The organism is Hylemonella gracilis, from assembly GCF_004328645.1.
GTDB lineage: Bacteria > Pseudomonadota > Gammaproteobacteria > Burkholderiales > Burkholderiaceae_C > Hylemonella > Hylemonella gracilis_B.
This window is the reverse complement of the sequence record NZ_CP031395.1, coordinates 397501-415494: the sequence shown is the minus strand read 5'-3', so window position 1 is coordinate 415494 and position 17994 is coordinate 397501. Positions and strand designations below refer to the sequence as shown.

21 protein-coding genes (1 of these 21 only partly in view) are annotated in these 17994 nt (G+C 63.3%); 18 read left to right on the top strand and 3 right to left on the bottom strand.

What is annotated here, in order from left to right:
• Positions 1-27 precede the first annotated feature (27 nt).
• The 11 genes from DW355_RS02005 to fliR all read left to right on the top strand — a co-directional run bounded on the left by DW355_RS02005 (position 28) and on the right by fliR (position 8922).
• Complete coding sequence (locus tag DW355_RS02005; RefSeq protein WP_131277609.1) at positions 28-813, top strand: flagellar assembly protein FliH; 786 nt, start codon at positions 28-30, stop codon at positions 811-813.
• Positions 794-2395 (top strand): flagellar protein export ATPase FliI, encoded by a 1602-nt coding sequence (gene fliI, locus DW355_RS02000; RefSeq protein WP_131277607.1) that lies wholly within the window; start codon positions 794-796, stop codon positions 2393-2395. Before DW355_RS02005 ends, fliI begins: the two co-directional genes overlap by 20 nt.
• A complete protein-coding gene (gene fliJ, locus DW355_RS01995) occupies positions 2392-2877 on the top strand; it encodes a flagellar export protein FliJ (protein WP_131277605.1) in 486 nt (161 codons plus the stop codon). Before fliI ends, fliJ begins: the two co-directional genes overlap by 4 nt.
• Entirely contained in the window at positions 2874-4319 is a 1446-nt protein-coding gene (locus DW355_RS01990; RefSeq protein ID WP_131277603.1) for a flagellar hook-length control protein FliK, read from the top strand. Before fliJ ends, DW355_RS01990 begins: the two co-directional genes overlap by 4 nt.
• 223 nt (positions 4320-4542) lie before the next feature.
• Positions 4543-5088 (top strand): flagellar basal body-associated FliL family protein, encoded by a 546-nt coding sequence (locus tag DW355_RS01985; protein WP_242671272.1) that lies wholly within the window; start codon positions 4543-4545, stop codon positions 5086-5088.
• Between the two features lie 46 nt (positions 5089-5134).
• Entirely contained in the window at positions 5135-6130 is a 996-nt protein-coding gene (gene fliM / locus DW355_RS01980) for a flagellar motor switch protein FliM (RefSeq protein ID WP_131277601.1), read from the top strand.
• Positions 6130-6561 (top strand): flagellar motor switch protein FliN, encoded by a 432-nt coding sequence (fliN, locus tag DW355_RS01975; RefSeq protein ID WP_131277599.1) that lies wholly within the window; start codon positions 6130-6132, stop codon positions 6559-6561. Before fliM ends, fliN begins: the two co-directional genes overlap by 1 nt.
• Before the next feature lie 79 nt (positions 6562-6640).
• Positions 6641-6931 carry a FliO/MopB family protein gene (locus tag DW355_RS01970; RefSeq protein ID WP_131277597.1) on the top strand — a complete coding sequence of 97 codons (291 nt, stop codon included), beginning with the start codon at positions 6641-6643 and terminating at the stop codon, positions 6929-6931.
• A 52-nt stretch (positions 6932-6983) separates the two neighbouring features.
• The gene (fliP, locus tag DW355_RS01965) at positions 6984-7772 is read left to right on the top strand and encodes a flagellar type III secretion system pore protein FliP (protein ID WP_131282171.1); all 789 of its coding nucleotides are present in this window, start codon (positions 6984-6986) and stop codon (positions 7770-7772) included.
• 41 nt (positions 7773-7813) lie between these two features.
• On the top strand, positions 7814-8083 hold the full coding sequence (fliQ, locus tag DW355_RS01960; RefSeq protein ID WP_131277595.1) for a flagellar biosynthesis protein FliQ: 270 nt from the start codon (positions 7814-7816) through the stop codon (positions 8081-8083).
• A gap of 71 nt (positions 8084-8154) precedes the next feature.
• Complete coding sequence (fliR, locus tag DW355_RS01955) at positions 8155-8922, top strand: flagellar biosynthetic protein FliR (RefSeq protein WP_131277594.1); 768 nt, start codon at positions 8155-8157, stop codon at positions 8920-8922.
• Between the two features lie 32 nt (positions 8923-8954).
• Here fliR and DW355_RS01950 read toward each other — a convergent pair whose 3' ends face one another.
• Both DW355_RS01950 and DW355_RS01945 read right to left on the bottom strand, forming a co-directional pair.
• A complete protein-coding gene (locus DW355_RS01950) occupies positions 8955-9584 on the bottom strand; it encodes a response regulator (protein ID WP_131277592.1) in 630 nt (209 codons plus the stop codon).
• A 16-nt stretch (positions 9585-9600) separates the two neighbouring features.
• Complete coding sequence (locus tag DW355_RS01945) at positions 9601-10719, bottom strand: hybrid sensor histidine kinase/response regulator (protein WP_131277590.1); 1119 nt, start codon at positions 10717-10719, stop codon at positions 9601-9603.
• 203 nt (positions 10720-10922) lie between these two features.
• On the opposite strand from DW355_RS01945, the gene DW355_RS01940 reads away from it, so the two are divergent.
• From DW355_RS01940 to DW355_RS01910, 7 genes are all read left to right on the top strand, one after another.
• On the top strand, positions 10923-11369 hold the full coding sequence (locus tag DW355_RS01940) for a hypothetical protein (RefSeq protein ID WP_131277588.1): 447 nt from the start codon (positions 10923-10925) through the stop codon (positions 11367-11369).
• 46 nt (positions 11370-11415) lie between these two features.
• Positions 11416-11778 carry a response regulator gene (locus DW355_RS01935; protein WP_006298969.1) on the top strand — a complete coding sequence of 121 codons (363 nt, stop codon included), beginning with the start codon at positions 11416-11418 and terminating at the stop codon, positions 11776-11778.
• Between the two features lie 59 nt (positions 11779-11837).
• Complete coding sequence (locus DW355_RS01930; protein ID WP_131277586.1) at positions 11838-13979, top strand: chemotaxis protein CheW; 2142 nt, start codon at positions 11838-11840, stop codon at positions 13977-13979.
• A gap of 17 nt (positions 13980-13996) precedes the next feature.
• Positions 13997-14485 (top strand): chemotaxis protein CheW, encoded by a 489-nt coding sequence (locus tag DW355_RS01925; RefSeq protein WP_131277584.1) that lies wholly within the window; start codon positions 13997-13999, stop codon positions 14483-14485.
• 98 nt (positions 14486-14583) lie between these two features.
• Entirely contained in the window at positions 14584-15429 is an 846-nt protein-coding gene (locus tag DW355_RS01920; protein ID WP_131282168.1) for a CheR family methyltransferase, read from the top strand.
• A 117-nt stretch (positions 15430-15546) separates the two neighbouring features.
• Complete coding sequence (gene cheD / locus DW355_RS01915) at positions 15547-16197, top strand: chemoreceptor glutamine deamidase CheD (protein ID WP_131282165.1); 651 nt, start codon at positions 15547-15549, stop codon at positions 16195-16197.
• A gap of 35 nt (positions 16198-16232) precedes the next feature.
• Entirely contained in the window at positions 16233-17336 is a 1104-nt protein-coding gene (locus DW355_RS01910) for a protein-glutamate methylesterase/protein-glutamine glutaminase (RefSeq protein WP_131277582.1), read from the top strand.
• A 48-nt stretch (positions 17337-17384) separates the two neighbouring features.
• Here the strand turns inward: DW355_RS01910 and DW355_RS01905 are convergent, their stop codons facing one another.
• A protein-coding gene (locus DW355_RS01905) for an ABC-F family ATP-binding cassette domain-containing protein (protein WP_131277580.1) crosses the window boundary here: on the bottom strand, positions 17385-17994 show its 3' portion. It continues 1283 nt past the right edge of the window; only the last 610 of its 1893 coding nucleotides appear in the window; the start codon falls outside the window, past its right edge — the gene reads right to left on this strand; its stop codon occupies positions 17385-17387.

Below are 17994 nucleotides of genomic sequence, written 5' to 3'. Positions count from 1 at the left end.
TTTCAAGTATGTCCTGACTGAACCCCCATGCCGCAGACGAATTCCCGCACCGCTTCCCGCTTCATTCCTCGCGAGGAAATCAACCAGCTCACGCGTTGGGACTTCACCGACGTGGACGAGGCTGGCCTGCTGCTGGCGCAGCAGGCGCGCGAGCGCGAGGAGCAGGCCGTTCTGCTGGAACAGCAGGCCTACGAAGAGGCCATCCACAACCGAGGCCGAGAGCAAGGTTATTCGGAGGGGTATGCCGCCGGCTTTGAGCAGGGCAAGGCCCAGGCTCAGGCTGAGGCTCAGAAACAGCTGAGTGAATACATCGCCAAGCAGGGGCAGGTGGCGGCGCAGCAGTTCGGCGCGCTCATGGCCTCCGCGAGCGATCAGCTGGAAACAGCCGAGCAGATGGCCGCGCAGGCCGTGCTGGAGTTGGCTTGCGAGCTCGCGCGTCAGGTGCTGCGCAAGGAAATCGCTGGCAACCCGAATGCGCTGCTGCCCGTGCTTCGCGAAGCGTTGGGTCAATTGTTCACCGACGTGCGCGCCGTGCAGGTGCGTCTGCACCCACTGGATCTGGATGTGTTGCAGGACGTGTTGGTGGAGGAATATCCGAATCTGAAACTCACGCTGCAGCCGGACGCCGGCCTGACGCGGGGTGGATGCATCGTCGAAGCCGCGGGGACCGTGATCGACGGGCGCCTCGAAAAGCGTTGGCTGCGCGCCATCGGTCGACTCGGGCAATCCCTGCGTTGGGATGACGACGTGCTGGACGAGGACTCGGACGGAGCTGGTGACAAGGAGACAGGCCATGGCCGCCGTCCTGCCTGAAGACACGTCGCGGGGCGATACCCGCGAAGGCAATCACGCTCACGGCGCGCGGCCTGCCGAACCGGGCGCGCGCTGGCGCAACTTTCTGGACCGGGCGCGCCGTCAGGCCAGCGCACCTCAAACCACCCTGGAATCGGGTGGCACACTCACGCGCTTGACCGGACTGGTGCTGGAGGCCGCGGGTATCCGCGCCAGCGTTGGCTCGCAGTGCCTCATCAGCCAGCCGGGGCAGAACCCGGTGCTGGCCGAAGTGGTGGGTTTCGCCGGTGATAGGGCCTACCTCATGCCCGCAGGCGATGTGCAGGGCTTGTCCAGCGGGGCCAGCGTGATGCCGACCGCACCTTATGTGCCGCCCCTGCGCCTGGACCTGGGTCTGGTAGGTGAGGTGCCGGCAGGCTACCCGACCTCTCACTTGATGGTGTCGGGGCAATTGCGTCTGCCCCTGGGCGAAGGCCTGCTGGGGCGAGTGGTGGACGCACAAGGTCAGCCCATGGACCATCGCGGTCCCCTGGCGAACGTGGTGTCCCGCCCCCTGGACCGCAGTCCACTCAACGCCATGGACCGCGCGCCGGTGCGTGAACCCCTCGACACCGGTGTGCGCAGCATCAACGCCCTGCTGACGGTGGGGCGGGGCCAGCGGCTGGGTCTGTTCGCCGGCGCCGGCGTCGGCAAGAGCGTGTTGCTGGGCATGATGGCGCGTTACACCGAAGCCGAGATCATCGTGGTTGGCTTGGTGGGCGAGCGGGGCCGTGAAGTCAAGGAATTCATCGAGGATATCTTGGGGGACGAAGGCCGCCGCCGTTCCGTCGTGGTGGCTGCACCGGCCGACGCGCCGCCCCTGCTGCGCATGCAGGCCGCCGGGTATGCCACGGGCGTGGCCGAGTACTTCCGTGACCAGGGCAAGCATGTGCTGCTGCTGATGGATTCGCTTACGCGTTATGCGATGGCCCAGCGCGAGATCGCCTTGGCCGTGGGAGAACCGCCTGCGACCAAGGGCTATCCGCCGTCCTGTTTCGCCAAGCTGCCGCAACTGGTCGAGCGCAGCGGCAACGGCTTGAACGGCGTGGGTTCGATCACCGCCTTCTACACCGTGCTGGCCGAAGGTGATGATCAGCAAGATCCGATCGCCGATGCCGCACGTGCCATTCTGGACGGTCACATCGTGTTGACCCGTGCCCTGGCGGAAGCCGGTCACTACCCGGCCATCGACATTGCCCAGTCCGCCTCGCGCGTGATGAACAACGTGGTGTCCCGGGAGCATTTCGAGTTGGCGCGGCAGTTCCGCGGCATCTCGTCTCGGTACGAGCGTGGACGTGATCTGATTCAGATCGGCGCCTATGTCCCGGGCGCCGACCCGGGACTGGACGAATCCATCCGTCTGCACGAGCCCATGATGGCCTTCCTGCAGCAGGACATGTACCAAGGCGTCACCCTGGGGGAGAGCCTGAGTGGCATGGCCGCTGTGGTGCAGCGCGAGCCTAACCCGCAGCAGCAGGCCAAGGCGGCACAGCAAGCCCAGCCGCAGCGTCCGACGCCCGGCATTCAAGGGCAAGCTGGTAGAGCGCAAGGGGTGACTGCATGACGCAGGCCTTGCGCAGTCTGCAACTGGCCATCGAAATGGCCACGCGCGCGCGTGACGAAGCCGATCAGGCTTTGCAGCACGCCCTGCGCGTGCTGCAGAACGCGCAGGCACAGATGGCCCAACTGGCGGGCTACGCCGATGAAACCGATCTGCGCTGGACCACGGCCAATGCGTCGGCGCTCAACGGTGAGCTGATGATGCATCACCGCAACTTCATGGGGCGCTTGCGCGAGGCCATCCAGATGCAGGAGGGCGTGCTGCGCAATCTGGAGCGCCAGGCCGAGACGGCGCGTCAGCGGCGCGTGCAGCGGGAAATCAAGCTGAAATCCTTCGAGCAGTTGCTCGAGAAGAGGTTGCGCGAGCGCGCCGTTCTGGCGGCGCGGCGTGAGCAGAAGCAGATGGATGAATTTGCGGGACAGATGCATGCGCGCCAGGCCTTGGCGCGACGCATGCGCGAGGAAAGTACAGGAGAAAGCCGATGAGCATGGAACATGGTGTAAGCGCGAGCACGAGCCCGGTCAAGACGTCGCATGGCGCGCAGGGCGCGGGTGGGCATGGTTATGGCAAGAGCCAGGCCGGCGCGGCGGGTGGCTTTGCCTCTTTGTTGTCCGGTCTGGGCGCTGAGGATGAAACCCTGGGCGCCGATCTGTTGGGACTGGATCCGGCGGAGCAGGCCGTGAGCGAGGGCTTTGATCTGGCGACGGACGAAGTGCCTTCCACTGCCGTGCCGGGGTTCGGTTTCGACCCCGTTCGCGGTGCGGGCGCGCATGCGTCTCAGGCCGAGGACCCCGCGCAAACAGCGGCTGCTGCTGCGGCGGCGCTGGCCGCCCTGGGCATCGATCCTCTGGCGGGTGTGCCCGTGACTCCCGATGCCGTCGGCGGTTCCACCGAGACCCTCGCGGCCATGACCGCCGCGGGTGGAGTCGGGCCGATCTCCGGTCAGCCTGGCACGAGCGTGCCGGGCGTAGGCGTGGCCGATGGGGCGACGGTCGCCACGACGAGCACAGTCCGACTGGCAGGTGCTCGCGCGGAGGTTCCGGACGCGACTCGAGGGGTCGCCCTGAATCCGCGGGAGGCGACGCTGTCCGCCAAGTCATCCGAAACCACGACCTTGGCCATGGATGGACTGGGTCTGCAGCGCCAAATGGGGCAACGCCATGCCTCGGTCCGGGCGGATGCCGCCAAGGTGGACGCCCAGCGTGGCGCCAAGGGCGACGACGCCGCGGCGCGCTTGGGATGGCGCAGTGAACTGGCTGCCCAGAGCACGCAGGCGGCCTTGGCCGCGGGCGGGCAACAGGCGGGTTTCGCGGGGGATTCCTCTGCCGGACGCTTCGGCGCCGGTGCTGGAGAGCGCGGCGAAGAGGGCGCGCGCGCGACGCTGAACGAGTTTGCCGCCGTCGGCGCCGTGTCCACGGGAGTGACCGGTGCGGCGAGCGTGGACCCGAGCAATTCCTTGACGCCTGCACCCGGGATCACGGACCCGACCCTGAGCCCCGAAACTCAGGTGGCGGAACAGGTGAGCTACTGGGTGGGGCGCGGGGCGCGCAACGCCGAGATTTCCGTCGAGGGTCTGGCCGAAAATCCGATCCACATCACCATCGCGATGCAAGGACAGGAAGCGCACGTGGCGTTCCGCGCTGAGCAGGTGGAGACCCGCCAGGTCCTGGAAGACGCGGTGCCGCATCTGCGCGAACTCCTGGAGCGCGAGGGATTGACGCTGGCGGATGTGTCCGTTGGCCATTCCGATCCCGGTTGGGGTGGTGGCTCGGAAGCCAGCGCCCAGGCCCGTGAGCAGGCTGCCAACCGCGTGCGTCTGGGCAGTCTGGGTGCGCGCCAGGGGGAAGACGCCACCGCAGGCCCACAAGGCTCGGCACGTCCCGCAGCGGCGCTGCCGGCGGGACGGACCCTGGATCTGTTTGTCTGAAAAACGCGGGAAGCCTGAAGCGTCAAAGGCCTGCCTGCTCTTTGGTGCGCAGGATACGCACGAAATCGCGCGGCGTGACGCGAGGCCGGACTGGCGGTCTGATTGACGTGATTTTTTACCTCTAATCCGTCGATCGGCCGTCAACTGGGCGAGAATAATCCATTAAATCAGCGGGTTTGTCTCGAACTCGCGTACCCAAACAATTGTTGTAGAGGATGCTGCCGTGGCTACTGCGAACAAGCCTGCTGAAACCGCCACCACCACCGCCGCCCCCGGGAAGCCGAAGAGCAAGCGTCTGCTGATGATCGGCCTCGTCCTGGTGCTGCTGGCCGTGGCCTTGGCGGGAGGGTGGCTGTATCTGCAAAAGCGCAATGCGGACATCATGCTCGGCGTCGAGGAAGAGCACGAGGAAGAAGAGGAAGTGGTGGTTGAATCCGCCGCGCCGATCTATCTGCCACTGGACACCATGGTGGTCAATCTCTCGCCGGATGGCGATCGCGTGGCACAGATCGGCATCACGCTGGAGGTTTCCGACGACAAGTCCCTGGAAAAGGTCAAGAGCTATCTGCCAGCCCTGCGCAGCGACATCCTGTTGCTGCTGTCCCAGCGCACGGCCGAGGAGTTGTTGACGAACGAAGGCAAGGAAAAACTCAAGGCTGACATCCTGGCGTCCGCCGCGGCGCAGTTGAAGGCTACCCGCAAGAAGGGTGAGAAGCGCGGCCCTCAGCCGGTGCGCAAGGTGCATTTCTCCAGCTTCATCGTGCAATAAGCTACCCGGATGCGCATGACATGAACCCACGGAACAGGCCCACCCCATGAGTGATTCGTTCCTTTCCCAGGAAGAAGTCGATGCCCTGCTGGAGGGCGTCACCGGTGAAAGCCAGCGGTCCACGGATGACGCGGCCAAGATCGGTGAAGTCCGCTTCTACAACATCTCCAGCCAGGAACGCATCGTCCGCGGTCGCATGCCGACGATGGAAGTCGTCAACGAGCGCTTCGCCCGCAACCTGCGCATCAGCCTGTTCAACTTCATCCGGCGCAGCCCGGAAATTTCCGTCGGCCCGGTGCAGGTGCAGCGCTACAGCGCCTTCCTGCGAGAGCTGGCGGTGCCCACGAGTTTCAACATCATGGCCGTGCGCCCGCTGCGCGGTAACGGCATGATCGTCTGCGAGCCTTCGCTCATCTTCGGCGTGATCGACACGCTGTACGGCGGCATTGGCAAGTTCCAGTCCCGCATCGAGGGGCGTGACTTCTCGGCCACCGAGCAGCGCATCATCAACCGCCTGGTGGATGTGATCTCGGACGAGTACAAGAAAGCGTGGCGCGGCATCTATCCGCTGGAACTGGAATACCAGCGCAGCGAAATGCAGCCGCAGTTCGCCAACATCGCCACCCCGAGCGAAATCGTGGTGTCCAGCTCCTTCCAGCTGGAAATCGGCGAGATGTCCGGCACCATCCACTTCTGCATTCCTTATGCGACGCTGGAACCGATCCGCGACGTGCTCTATTCCTCGACCCAGGGCGATTCGATGGAAGTCGACCGCCGTTGGGTCAACGTGCTCACGCGCGAGATCCAGGCGGCCGAGGTGACTCTGGTGGCCGAGCTGGCGCGTGCCAACACCACGGTGGAGGAATTGCTGGCGATGAAGGTCGGTGACTTCATCGAATTGGAGCGACAGCCTCGCATTGAGGCGACAATCAGCGGCGTGCCGGTTTTCGAGTGTCAATACGGCACGCACAACGCCAAGTACGCAATCCGCATCGAAAGAAGCCTGCGCGGCAATGACACTAGTTGGATGGGGGAACGTTAATGGCAACGGAAAATACTGAAAACGCGACGGGCACCGAGCAAAAGCCGGAAGATGACCCGATGGCCGATTGGGCCGAGGCGCTGCAGGAGCAGAAACCCGATGCGGATGGCGCGGGCGAGCAGGGCGGTGTGCTCAGCGAGAGCGCGCGCGGCGACGCACCGGCGGCGGACATCAACATGGTGTTGGACATCCCGGTTCAGCTGTCCGTGGAGTTGGGCCGCACGAAGGTGCCGATCAAGCACATCCTGCAGCTGGGCCAGGGCTCGGTGGTGGAACTGGACGCGCTGGCGGGCGAGCCCATGGACGTGCTGGTCAACGGCTACCTGATCGCTCAGGGCGAAGTGGTGGTGGTTAACGACAAGTTCGGTATCCGCCTGACCGACGTGGTCACGCCGTCGGAACGCCTGCGTCGTGTCAGCCGGGGCTCGTGAGCGACCCTGTGACCTGAAAATGCGCGGGGTGGGCCGGCGGCGCTGAAACTAGGCCGGCCGCGAATTACACTCCTGCCTTATGCAAAGTTTCGCTCTGGTCTTTCTTTTTCTGGCTCTCCTGGTCGGGGTGGCGTATGCCCTGCGCTGGTACCAGCGCAGGCATGGCCTGGGCATGGTGCCCGGCCTGAGCGCCAATATCATCTCGACCGTGAGTGTGGGCCCGCAGCAGCGGGTGGTGACGGTCGAAGTCGGTCCCGAAGGGGCGCGTACCTGGCTGGTGCTCGGGATCACGACGCAGAACATCAACTGCCTGCACGTGATGCCTGCGGGAGCGCCGTCAACGGCCCGCGCGGGCACGCCGGGCCGTTGAGCGCCCGCAGCCTCAACCCGCCCGCTGGCAACCCACGATGTTCACCATGAAGATGCCTGCCCTTTTCCAGCATGGCCTGTTTACCGGGCGCCGCCCGTCGCTGCGTGCGCTGGCCGGCCTGCTGCTATTGGTGCTGGCCTTGCCGGCCCTTGCCCAGGACAGTGGTGGCATGTCCCTGCCCTTGCTGACGGCGAGCAACCGGGGCGGCACCAGTTACTCGGTGCCGATCCAGACACTGCTGTTCTTCACGGCGTTGTCCTTCCTGCCGGCCGTGTTGCTGATGATGACGGGTTTCACCCGCATCGTGATTGTTCTTTCCCTGCTGCGTCAGGCGCTGGGCACGCAGTCCGCCCCGCCCAATCAGGTCATCATCGGTCTGTCGCTGTTCCTGACGTTCTTCGTCATGGGGCCGACTTTCGATCGTGTGTACGCCGAGGCTTACCAGCCCTATACCCGCAATGCGCTGACCTTCGAGCAGGCGGTGGACCGCGCCGAAGTGCCGGTGCGCGAATTCATGGCCAAGCAGACCCGCCAGTCGGACCTGGCCTTGTTTGTCCGGCTGGCCAAGCTGGATGTGGCCACCACGGCCGAGAACGCGCCCATGCGTGTGTTGATTCCGGCTTTTGTCACCAGCGAGCTGAAGACGGCTTTCCAGTTCGGTTTCCTGATCTTCATCCCCTTTCTGGTGATCGACATGGTGGTGGCCAGTGTGTTGATGTCCCTGGGCATGATGATGCTGTCGCCTGTGCTGGTGGCTCTGCCATTCAAGCTCATGCTGTTCGTGCTGGCCGACGGCTGGAATCTCTTGATCGGCTCGCTGGCGGCCAGTTTCGGGACGTGATTCCGGCGCGGAATTCGGAACCCTTGAAGGAGTGAGTGGTCATGAATGCAGAAATGGTGCTGACCATCGGGCAGGAGGCCTTGTTCACCTTGCTGATGGTGTCCGCCCCGCTGCTGGGCGCCGTGTTGCTGGTGGGGCTGCTGGTCAGTTTGTTCCAAGCCATCACGCAGATCCACGAAGCCACGCTGGCCTTCGTGCCCAAGCTGGTGGTGGCCCTGGCGGTGTTCTCCTGGGCCGGGCCTTGGATGCTGAGCGTGCTGGTGGACTACATCCGGCGCACCATCGAGATGCTGCCCAGCATCGCCCTTTGACGACCCGCTGAACCCATCGCCGTGCCGGACCTGTGTTCATCCCGGAACCGGCCTGACCCGACTGCGCCCGCATGCTGACCTTCGACGAAGCCCAGATCATGGCGTGGCTCACGCCTTTGCTGTGGCCTTTTCTGCGCGTGCTGGCCGTGTTTTCCTCGGCACCTATTTTTTCAGCACGGGCCTTTCCGGTGCGCGCGCGCATCCTGCTGGCGTTGTTGGTGGCAGTTTGCGCGCAGGCCACGCTGCCGCCCATGCCGGTGATCGGCCTCAACAGCCCGGAAGCGCTGGGCGTGGTGGTGCAGCAGGTGGCCATCGGACTGGCCATCGGGTTTGTTGTTCGTCTGGTGTTCACTGCCTTCGAGCTGGCCGGCGAAGTGATCGGCTTCCAGATGGGCATGGGTTTCGCGGCGTTTTTTAATCCGATGTTGAATGGTCAGGGGAACGTCGTGGGCCAGTTCTTCGGCTACATGGCCGCGCTGCTTTTTGTGGTCCTGAATGGCCACCTGCTGGTACTGATGGCGGTGACGCACAGCTTCGTGGCGTTCCCCGTTTCGGCGGATTTCCTGACGAACGTCCGGTCCATGCAGATTCACCTGCTGGGCGGGGAGCTGTTCGCCAGCGCGCTGTGGATCGCCATGCCCATGGTTGGCCTCCTGTTGTTCACCAACCTGGCGTTGGGCATCATCTCGCGCGTGGCGCCGCAGATGAATGTTTTCGCGATCGGTTTTCCGCTGACGATTGTCGTTGGCTTGATCGGTTTGACGGCGACCTTGCCCATGCTGGATGGGCCGTTCCAATCCCTGCTCGACCGCATGATGGACTTGTTCGGCCGGCCTTAGCGCCGCTGCCGCTCGCACGCGGCCGCAGGAGGTTAGACCAGGCCATTGCGGATGGCGTAGACCGTCAGCTCCGCGTTGTTCGCCAGCTTGAGCTTTTCCAGTACACGGGATCGGTAGACGCTCACCGTCTTCGGGCTGAGCATCAATTCCTCGGCGATGTCGGACAGGCGCTTGCCGGACGCGATCTTCAGCAGGGTTTGCAGCTCGCGCTCCGATAGGCTGTTGTGCAGCGCCTCGGTGCTGGGCGTGGCCAGATTGTCGACCAGCATCTGGGCCACGTCCGGGGTGACGTACTTGCGACCCTGGGCGATGGTCCGTACGGCGGTGACCATGTCCGCCGGGTTGCCGGCCTTGTTCAGGTACCCCTGTGCGCCGGCGCGCAGGCAACGGATGGCGTACTGGTCTTCCGGGAACATGGAGACGATCAGAACCTTGATTTGTGACTCCGTCTCGCGCAGGGAGGCCAGTACTTCCAGGCCGCTGCGGCCAGGCAGGTTGAGGTCGAGCACGAGCACGTCGCAGGAAACGCTGCGCAGCAATTCCCGCACTTCCGAGTAGCTGCCGGCTTCGCCAGCGATCTGGATGTCGACCGCCTCGGCCAGCGTGTCGCGTATGCCGCGGCGTACCACGGCGTGGTCGTCGCAGAGAATGACACGAATCATCGGGGGTGTTCCTCCATCATGCCTCCTCCATGGGGCCGGGATGGCCTTGGGGGGAAAGCGGGATCGAAAGGGTAATCGAAGTTCCCGTGCCGGTGCGGCTGCTGATGTCCAGCCAACCGCCGACGGTTCGGGCGCGTTCCTGCAGCCCCTTGAGGCCGAAGGAGCGGGGTTTGTCACGTTCCTCGGCGGCAATGCCTTGGCCGTTGTCGGCGATCTCCAACGTCAGAACGTCTTCCGCGTCGGACAGGTCGATGTGGGCCTCGCTGCAGCGGGCGTGTTTGGAAATATTGGTCAGGGCCTCCTGGGCTGTGCGATAGGCGGTGAGCTGAATGTCGCGGCGCATGTCGGGATGACTCAAGGTGGCCCGCAACGCTGTGCGGATGCCCGTGCGGCGCTCGAATTCCCTGGCCAGCCAATCGATGGCGGCGTACAGGCCCTGGTCCAGAATGGCTGGCCGCAGGTTCATCATGATCCGTTGGCTGGCGCCGATGGCGTGACGCAACATGTCGGTGGCCGCCTGCACGTGGGCCAAGGTCTCCGGGTCGGTGTGATGGCGGCTGATCCAGGACAAGTCGAACTGAATGGCCGCCAGAGACCCTCCGATGTCGTCGTGGATTTCACGGGCGATGGCCGCGCGCTCCTGCTCGATGGAACTTTGCAGGTGCTCCGCGAAGCGCGCCAGGCGCTGCTCGGAGGCCGCCAGATCCTCGACGGCCAGTTCACGCTCGCGCTGGGCCTGCCGCACCTCCATCGCGCGCTGGATCACATGCGCGAGCTTGCCCAGGTCATCCTTGAGCAGATAGTCGCTCATGCCCAACTGGATGGCGTTGACGGCTGCCGCTTCGCCAATGGCGCCCGACAGAAGGATGAAAGGCGGAATCCGCCGCAACTCTGGAATACCCTGCATGGCTTGCCAGGCGTCCAGGGCCGTGAAGCCCGGCAGCCGGTAGTCCGCCAGCACGGCATCGTAATGCTCACGCCCGAGCGCTTGCACGAAGCTATCCAGACTTTCCACCCGAGTGAGTTCGCAGACAAGACCGGCGCGACGCAGCGCCTGCCGAACAATGTCGTGATCCAGCGTCGAATCTTCCAGATGCAGAAGCTGGATGGTGGGCGGTCTGGAAAATTGCTGCATGCGAGGGCTGACGGCGTGGGGGCAGTGCGAAGGCGGGCTGGATGGGACCGGGGCGGGGTGGAAAACGACGCAAATGTTGAGCAAATCCGTGGCAATTCAGGGGAATCTGCTACGCTTGTGTCCTGCAAAATTCTAAATGCTGGACGGTGAACTGTATGGAGCAGAGAATCAGACAGGCAACTTGACACACAACTGAAACGATCATGCAAGCCCCCAACTCACTGCCCGCAGAAAGGCCCACCGTGCAATTGCCGGTGATGCTGGTTGCTGAGGTGCAGGATTCCCTGTTGGTGGTCACGCACGATCTCGCGCGCTTGGACGGCCTGCTAGCCCATACGATGGAAAACCTGATGGAGCGCTTCACGCGAGCCCTTGATGGTCTGGACAAGCTGCCCAAGATCGACGCAGCGGCGCTGAAAGAGGTGCGTGACGCGCTGGGGTCCGCAGTCACGGAACTGCAGTTCCAGGACATGGCATCCCAACTCATCACGCATACTTCCAAGGTTTTGCAAGGCTGCGCTTACCGTCTGGCTTCCGAAGCCATGGGTCAGGAAGACGGCGAGGCGGTGCCATTTGTCGAGGATGTGCCGGAACGGCCCAATCCGGTGACTCAAGACGAGATGGACGCAGGATCAATCGAATTGTTCTGACGCGTCCTACGCAACCCGAAAACAACTTTTTTCCCGGAGCTAAAACATGGCCCTTATCCTTGCAGTAGATGACTCTCCCTCGATGCGTAAGATGGTCGCCTTCACCCTGACGGGCGCTGGCTACCAAGTCGTGGAGGCTGCCGATGGGCAGGAAGCCCTCGAGAAGGCCCAGCAGCAGCATGTGGACCTCGTGCTGACCGATCAGAACATGCCCCGCCTTGACGGCCTGGGCCTGATCCGCAAACTGCGCGCAGATCCGAAGTACAAGGACACGCCGATCCTGATGCTGACCACCGAGTCCAGCGATCTGATGAAGGAAGCCGGCAAGACGGCGGGTGCCACGGGTTGGCTGGTCAAGCCCTTCGACCCCGCGCGTCTGCTGGAGGTCATCCAGAAGGTCATCAAGTAATACAGGCGCAATAGCAGTTCGCCGTCCAAGTGACGCGAGTGCAGAACAAGGAGTAGGGTATGGCCGAGGGCTATCAGGAAAGCGGCGCCGGCGATGGGCTGGATCTGACCCAGTTCTATCAGATCTTTTTTGAAGAAGCCGGTGAGAACCTCGACCAGATGGAGCAGATGCTGCTCAACCTGAATCTGGAGACAGCCGACGACGAGGCACTCAACGGCATCTTCCGTTGTGCCCACTCGGTCAAGGGCGGCGCGGCCACGTTTGGTTTCAGCGATGTGGCCGAACTGACCCACCAGATGGAGTCCTTGCTGGACAAATTGCGTCGTCACGAACTGCAGCCCAATCCCCTGATGGTGGATGTGCTGCTGGAGTCGGCCGATGCCTCGCGCCTCTTGCTGGCGCGGCATCAGACGGGCGACACCAGCGATCCACCGTCCACAGCAGGACTGGTTCAACGCATCAGCGAACTGGCTTCTGGCAGCGTGCCGATGGCGGCCGAGCCGGTCGTGGAAGTCGTGCCGGTTGTCGCAGCCCCTGCCGCCCCGCCGCCCGTGGCGGCGGCACCGGCCGCGAAAGTCCCCAAGGTGGCAGCGTCGTCGCGCTTGCTTGAGGTCCGTCTGGGGCCTCTGGAGCGTGGCGAGCAGGCCGATGGCGTGAAAGATCTGTTCCGTGACATCGTTGGCCTGGGGCGCATTGCCGAAGTGGCCAGCGACAAGCCCGAGATACGCGTGTTCAAGGTCAGGACGACCTCGGCCGACGACGAACTGCTGGATCTGTTCGTCTTCCACGTCGCGCGGGAACAAGTGCAGATCCAGCAACTGCCGGAAGAAGAAGGCAGCGTGGGTTGGCTGGACCTGGAAGATCCACCGGCGGGTGCGCCGGTTGCACCGGCCCCCGGCTACGGTTTTTTCGAGAATGCTCCTGGCGGTTTCGATACCGCGCCCGCGCCGGCCCCAGCCAAGGCACCGGCTGCGGTGCCCGTGGCTGCCCGTCCAGCGGGTGGCAACGCTCCGGCTGCCGCGCATGCCGCACAACCGGAAGCTGCGACGATCCGCGTAGCGATCAGCAAGGTTGATCAGTTGATCAACCTGGTTGGAGAGCTTGTGATCACCCAGGCCATGCTGGCGCAGAACAGCCAAGCGCTGGACCCGGCGGTCAATCAACAGCTGTTGGCTGGCTTGGCCGATCTGGATCGGAACACGCGTGATCTGCAGGAATCGGTCATGTCCATCCGGATGATTCCGATGTCGATCGTGTTCAGCCGGTTCCCTCGCATGCTGCGCGATCTGGCGAGCAAGCTGGGCAAGAAGGTGGACTTCGTGACGCAAGGGGAAGCCACCGAGTTGGACAAGGGCCTGGTCGAGAAGATCACCGATCCCTTGACGCACTTGGTGCGCAATAGCTGCGATCACGGTATCGAACTGCCCGAGGATCGCCTTCAGGCCGGCAAGTCCGAGACCGGCACTATCACCTTGTCCGCCGCACACCAGGGTGGCTCCATCGTGATCGAGGTGCGCGACGATGGCCGTGGCCTGTCGCGCGAGAAGATCCTGCAGAAAGCCCGCGAGCGCGGCATCGAGGTCTCCGACAGCATGTCCGATCCGGATGTCTGGCAGCTTATTTTCGCGCCGGGCTTCTCCACTGCAGACGTGGTGACCGATGTGTCGGGTCGTGGCGTGGGCATGGACGTCGTGAAGAAAAATATCGCGGCGCTCAACGGCACGGTCGAGATCGATTCGGTTGTGGGTCAAGGCATGAAGGTGTCGGTGCGCCTGCCCCTGACGCTGGCCATCATGGATGGCATGTCCGTGGGTGTGGGTGAAGAGGTTTACATCCTGCCGCTGTCCTCGGTCGTCGAGTCCTTCCAGGTCAAGGATGAGGCGGTCAATACCGTGGCCCAGGGTTCTCGCTTGGTCAAGGTGCGCGACGAGTACATGCCGGTGATCGAGTTGGAGAAAGTATTCCGGGTGCCGCGACATGGTTCCGACAAGGCCAGCGACATCATGGTCGTGGTCGAGGCCGAGGGCAGTCGTGTGGCGTTGCTGGTTGACGAGTTGCTGGGCCAGCAGCAGGTCGTGGTGAAGAACCTGGAGACCAATTACCGCAAGGTACCCAATGTGTCAGGCGCCACCATCCTCGGTGATGGACAGGTGGCCCTGATTCTTGACACGAGCGCCCTGGTGCGGCGTTCGCGCCATTGATTGCGAGGAGTGAAGTGATGAATGAGGTGATTGGTGAAACCAAAACGGCGACGATGGGCGCCCGGGAATACCTCACGTTTCGCCTGGGGCAAGAGGAATACGGCATCGATATCCTCAAGGTGCAGGAAATCAGAGGGTACGAAAAACCCACCCGCATCGCCAATGTGCCCGAGTTCATTCGCGGGGTGGTGAACCTGCGGGGCACCATCGTTCCCATCGTGGACATGCGCCTGAAGTTCAACTGCGAGAAGGCGGAGTACAACGGGTTCACGGTGGTCATCATCCTCAACCTGTACAGCCGCGTGGTTGGCATCGTGGTCGATTCCGTCAGCGACGTGATGGAACTGACATCCGAGCAGGTGCGCCCCGCTCCCGATCTTGACGCCTCATTGGACAACTCCGCGGTGCTTGGCCTGGGCTCGGTGAACGAGCGCATGCTGATCCTGTTGGACATCGAGAAATTGATGGCGGGTGTGGACATGGGGCTGGTGTCCCTGGGCGCCTGAGCGTGTTTCTACTGTTCCAGCCAGACCTCCAAAGCCTTTAGCGCATGCTGACCGCCGACAAAATCGCTCGCCCACCCAAGCCGGGGCCCGGAACCGGCATGGGTGGCGGTGTGAATGTCGATACCCTGACTGGGGAACAGGCACGCGAATTCAGCTGGACGCAGGAAGATTTCGTCCGTGTGCAGTCGTTGATCTATCAGCGAGCTGGCATTAGCCTCCATGACGGCAAGCACGCCATGGTCTACAGCCGCCTGTCCAGGCGCCTGCGCGAAACCGGCTACCAGAACTTCCGTGACTACCTGGCCTGGCTGGAGTCCCACGACGGGCCTGAGTGGCAGGAGTTTGTCAATGCGTTGACTACCAACCTGACATCGTTCTTCCGCGAGCAGCATCATTTCGACATCCTCGCGGAGCATCTCAAATCGCATCCCGGACGCGCTTGGCAGGTCTGGTGCAATGCCGCGTCGACGGGTGAAGAGCCGTATTCCATCGTCATGACGGCGTTGGAGGCCCTGGGCCCGCAAGCTCATTTCAAGCTTCAGGCCAGTGACATTGATTCAAAAGTGCTGGCGACAGCCGCACGCGGGGTGTACCGACTCGAATCGGCCAAGGGCCTGGACACGGCCAAGTTGCAACGGTTTTTCCTGCGAGGCAAGGGTGCGAATGCGGGCCTGCTGCGCGTGAAACCTGAGTTGCAGCGGATGGTCGAATTTCTTCAGGTCAACCTGATTCGAGACGATTGGCCGTTCAAGGATGCGTTTGACATTGTGTTCTGCCGCAACGTCATGATCTATTTTGACGCGCAGACCCAGCGCCGCGTGCTGGAGAAAATCCATCGCGTCATGAAGCCGGGCGGTCTGCTTTTTGTCGGCCACTCCGAAAACTTCAACGAATCGCGCGATCTGTTCGTGCTGCGCGGAAAGACAGTCTATGAGCGCCGCTGAGCAAAACCTTGAAGTGCCGATGATCGTGGGCGCAGCGCCTTGTAACGGCACGGGGAGAGGGGCATGAGCGCATCCGACCTGTCGCCGCGACCGGCCGCGCCCCCTTCCTTGCGTCCCATGACCCAGGGCGGTGCCAAGATCCTCGCGGGGGGGCGTGTCTCCCGCGTGGACGAGTTGCGCGCCCAGGCACGCAAGCCTGGGGAAGCCTCTTTCTTCTACGTGGATCACCATTTCCAGTATGACGCCGTGAAGGTCCTGCCGGGCGAGTACTTCGTGACGGGCGAAGACGTGCTGGTGATGACGGTGCTGGGATCCTGCATTGCAGCCTGCATCTGGGACAACAAGGCGCGCCTAGGGGGCATGAATCATTTCATGTTGCCGGAAGGTGAAGATGGTTCAGGTCGCTACGGTTCGTATGCGATGGAACTGTTGCTCAACGAGATGTTCAAGATGGGCGCGCGCCGCGAGACGATGCAGGCCAAAATTTTTGGCGGCGGAGCCGTGATGGCGGGCTTCACGACCATGAACGTGGGGGAGCGCAACACCCAGTTCGTGCTGGACTATCTGGCGGCCGAGCGCATTCCGGTGGTGTCGCAGGACGTGTTGGATGTGCATCCGCGCAAGGTGTGCTTTTTCCCTGTGACGGGGAAGGTGCTCGTCAAGCGCCTGGCGCACGCACATCCCGAGGCCCTGGTCGTCGAGGAGCGCAAGGGCAACGCCGTCAACGTGGCCAAGTCGACGGCGGGTGGATCGGTCGATCTGTTCTGAGTCGAGCCGTTTTGTGCGTGTAGGGGAGAGACAGTTTGAAGAAGATACGCGTGGTTGTGGTGGATGACTCGGCGCTGGTCCGCAGCCTGCTCGCCGAAATCATCAATCGGCAGCGCGACATGGAGTGTGTGGGCGTGGCCAACGACCCGCTGGTGGCGCGCGAAATCATCCGGGAGTTGAATCCCGACGTCATCACCCTTGATGTCGAGATGCCGCGCATGGACGGCCTGGATTTCCTGGGACGCCTGATGCGCTTGCGGCCCATGCCCGTGCTCATGATTTCCACCCTGACCGAGCGCGGCGCCGAAGTGACCATGAAGGCGTTGGAACTTGGAGCCATTGATTTTGTCGCCAAGCCGCGTATTGGCTTGGCCGATGGCATCAAGGAGCTTGCGGATCAGATCGTCGAAAAAATCCGCGTTGCAGCTTCCGCTCAGGTCAAACGTGCGGTTCCACAACCTGCCGCTGCGCGCATGGCTACTTCGCCGGAGGGCGCTGGCGCCGCAGCGACCACGCCTCCACCCAAGCTGCTTGGGCGCGTTTCCACCGAAAAACTGATCTGCATCGGCTCGTCCACGGGCGGGACCGAAGCCGTCAAGGAAATTCTGATGCGCATGCCCGCGGATGCGCCTGGCATCTTGGTGACGCAGCACATGCCGCCGGGGTTCACGACCAGTTTCGCGGCCCGTCTGAATGGTCTATGCCAGATCACCGTCAAGGAGGCCGTGGACAGGGAGCGCATTTTGCCGGGGCACGCCTACATCGCCCCCGGCGGTCGCCACCTGCGCATCGATCGCAGCGGCGCGAACTACGTCGCCGTCGTCGAGGATGGCGAGCCGGTGAATCGCCACAAGCCATCAGTTGATGTGCTTTTTCATTCTTGCGCGCAAGTGGTTGGTCCCAACGCCTTCGGCATCATGCTGACCGGCATGGGCAACGATGGCGCCAAGGCCATGCGTGAAATGAAAGACGCGGGCAGCTACAACTACGTGCAGAACGAAGCCACCTGCGTGGTCTTCGGCATGCCCAGGGAAGCCATCGCTCATGGCGCGGCGGACGAAGTGTTGCCTCTGCTTGAAATCGCCCCTGCCTTGCTGAGTCGCCTGCGCAGCGGCGGCGGGGATCGCTACCGAGTGTGACCTCCAGGGGGCTGGCGCGATGCCGCCCGTGCTTGGGGCGGCATCTGCCTACTCGCGCATCGACAGGACTTCCCAGCGCGCGAGTCCTTCCTTCATTTCCTCATCGAGCTGTGCGTCGCGTTGATGCAGTTCGGCCGCCCGTCGCGGGTCCGTGCTGTAGAGCTGCCCGGCGGCCAATTCCGTGCGTATGGCCGCCTGCTCTTTTTCCAGATGATCAATGAGGTCGGGCAGCGCTTCCAGCTCACGGCGTTCCTTGAAGCTGAGCTTGCCGCCGCGTTGTTGCGCCGTTGGTGCAGGGGCGGGCGCCACAGGTGCGGGTATTGGCGGACTTGCCGCCCGGTTGCTCGCGACTGCGTTTCGTCCGCGCGTCTCCATCGATCGCCTGGACTGCGTCAGCCAATCTTCGACGCTGCCTTGGTATTCCTGCCAACGTCCGTTGCCCTCGTGGGCGATGATGCTGGTTACGACCTGATCGAGAAAACTGCGATCATGACTGACCAGGAACACGGTCCCTGGATAGTCTTGCAGCAAGGTCTCTAGCAGCTCCAGCGTGTCGATGTCGAGGTCGTTGGTGGGTTCGTCCAGGACCAGCACATTGGCGGGGCGGGCGAACAGGCGTGCCAGCAACAAGCGGTTGCGCTCACCGCCCGACAGCGAG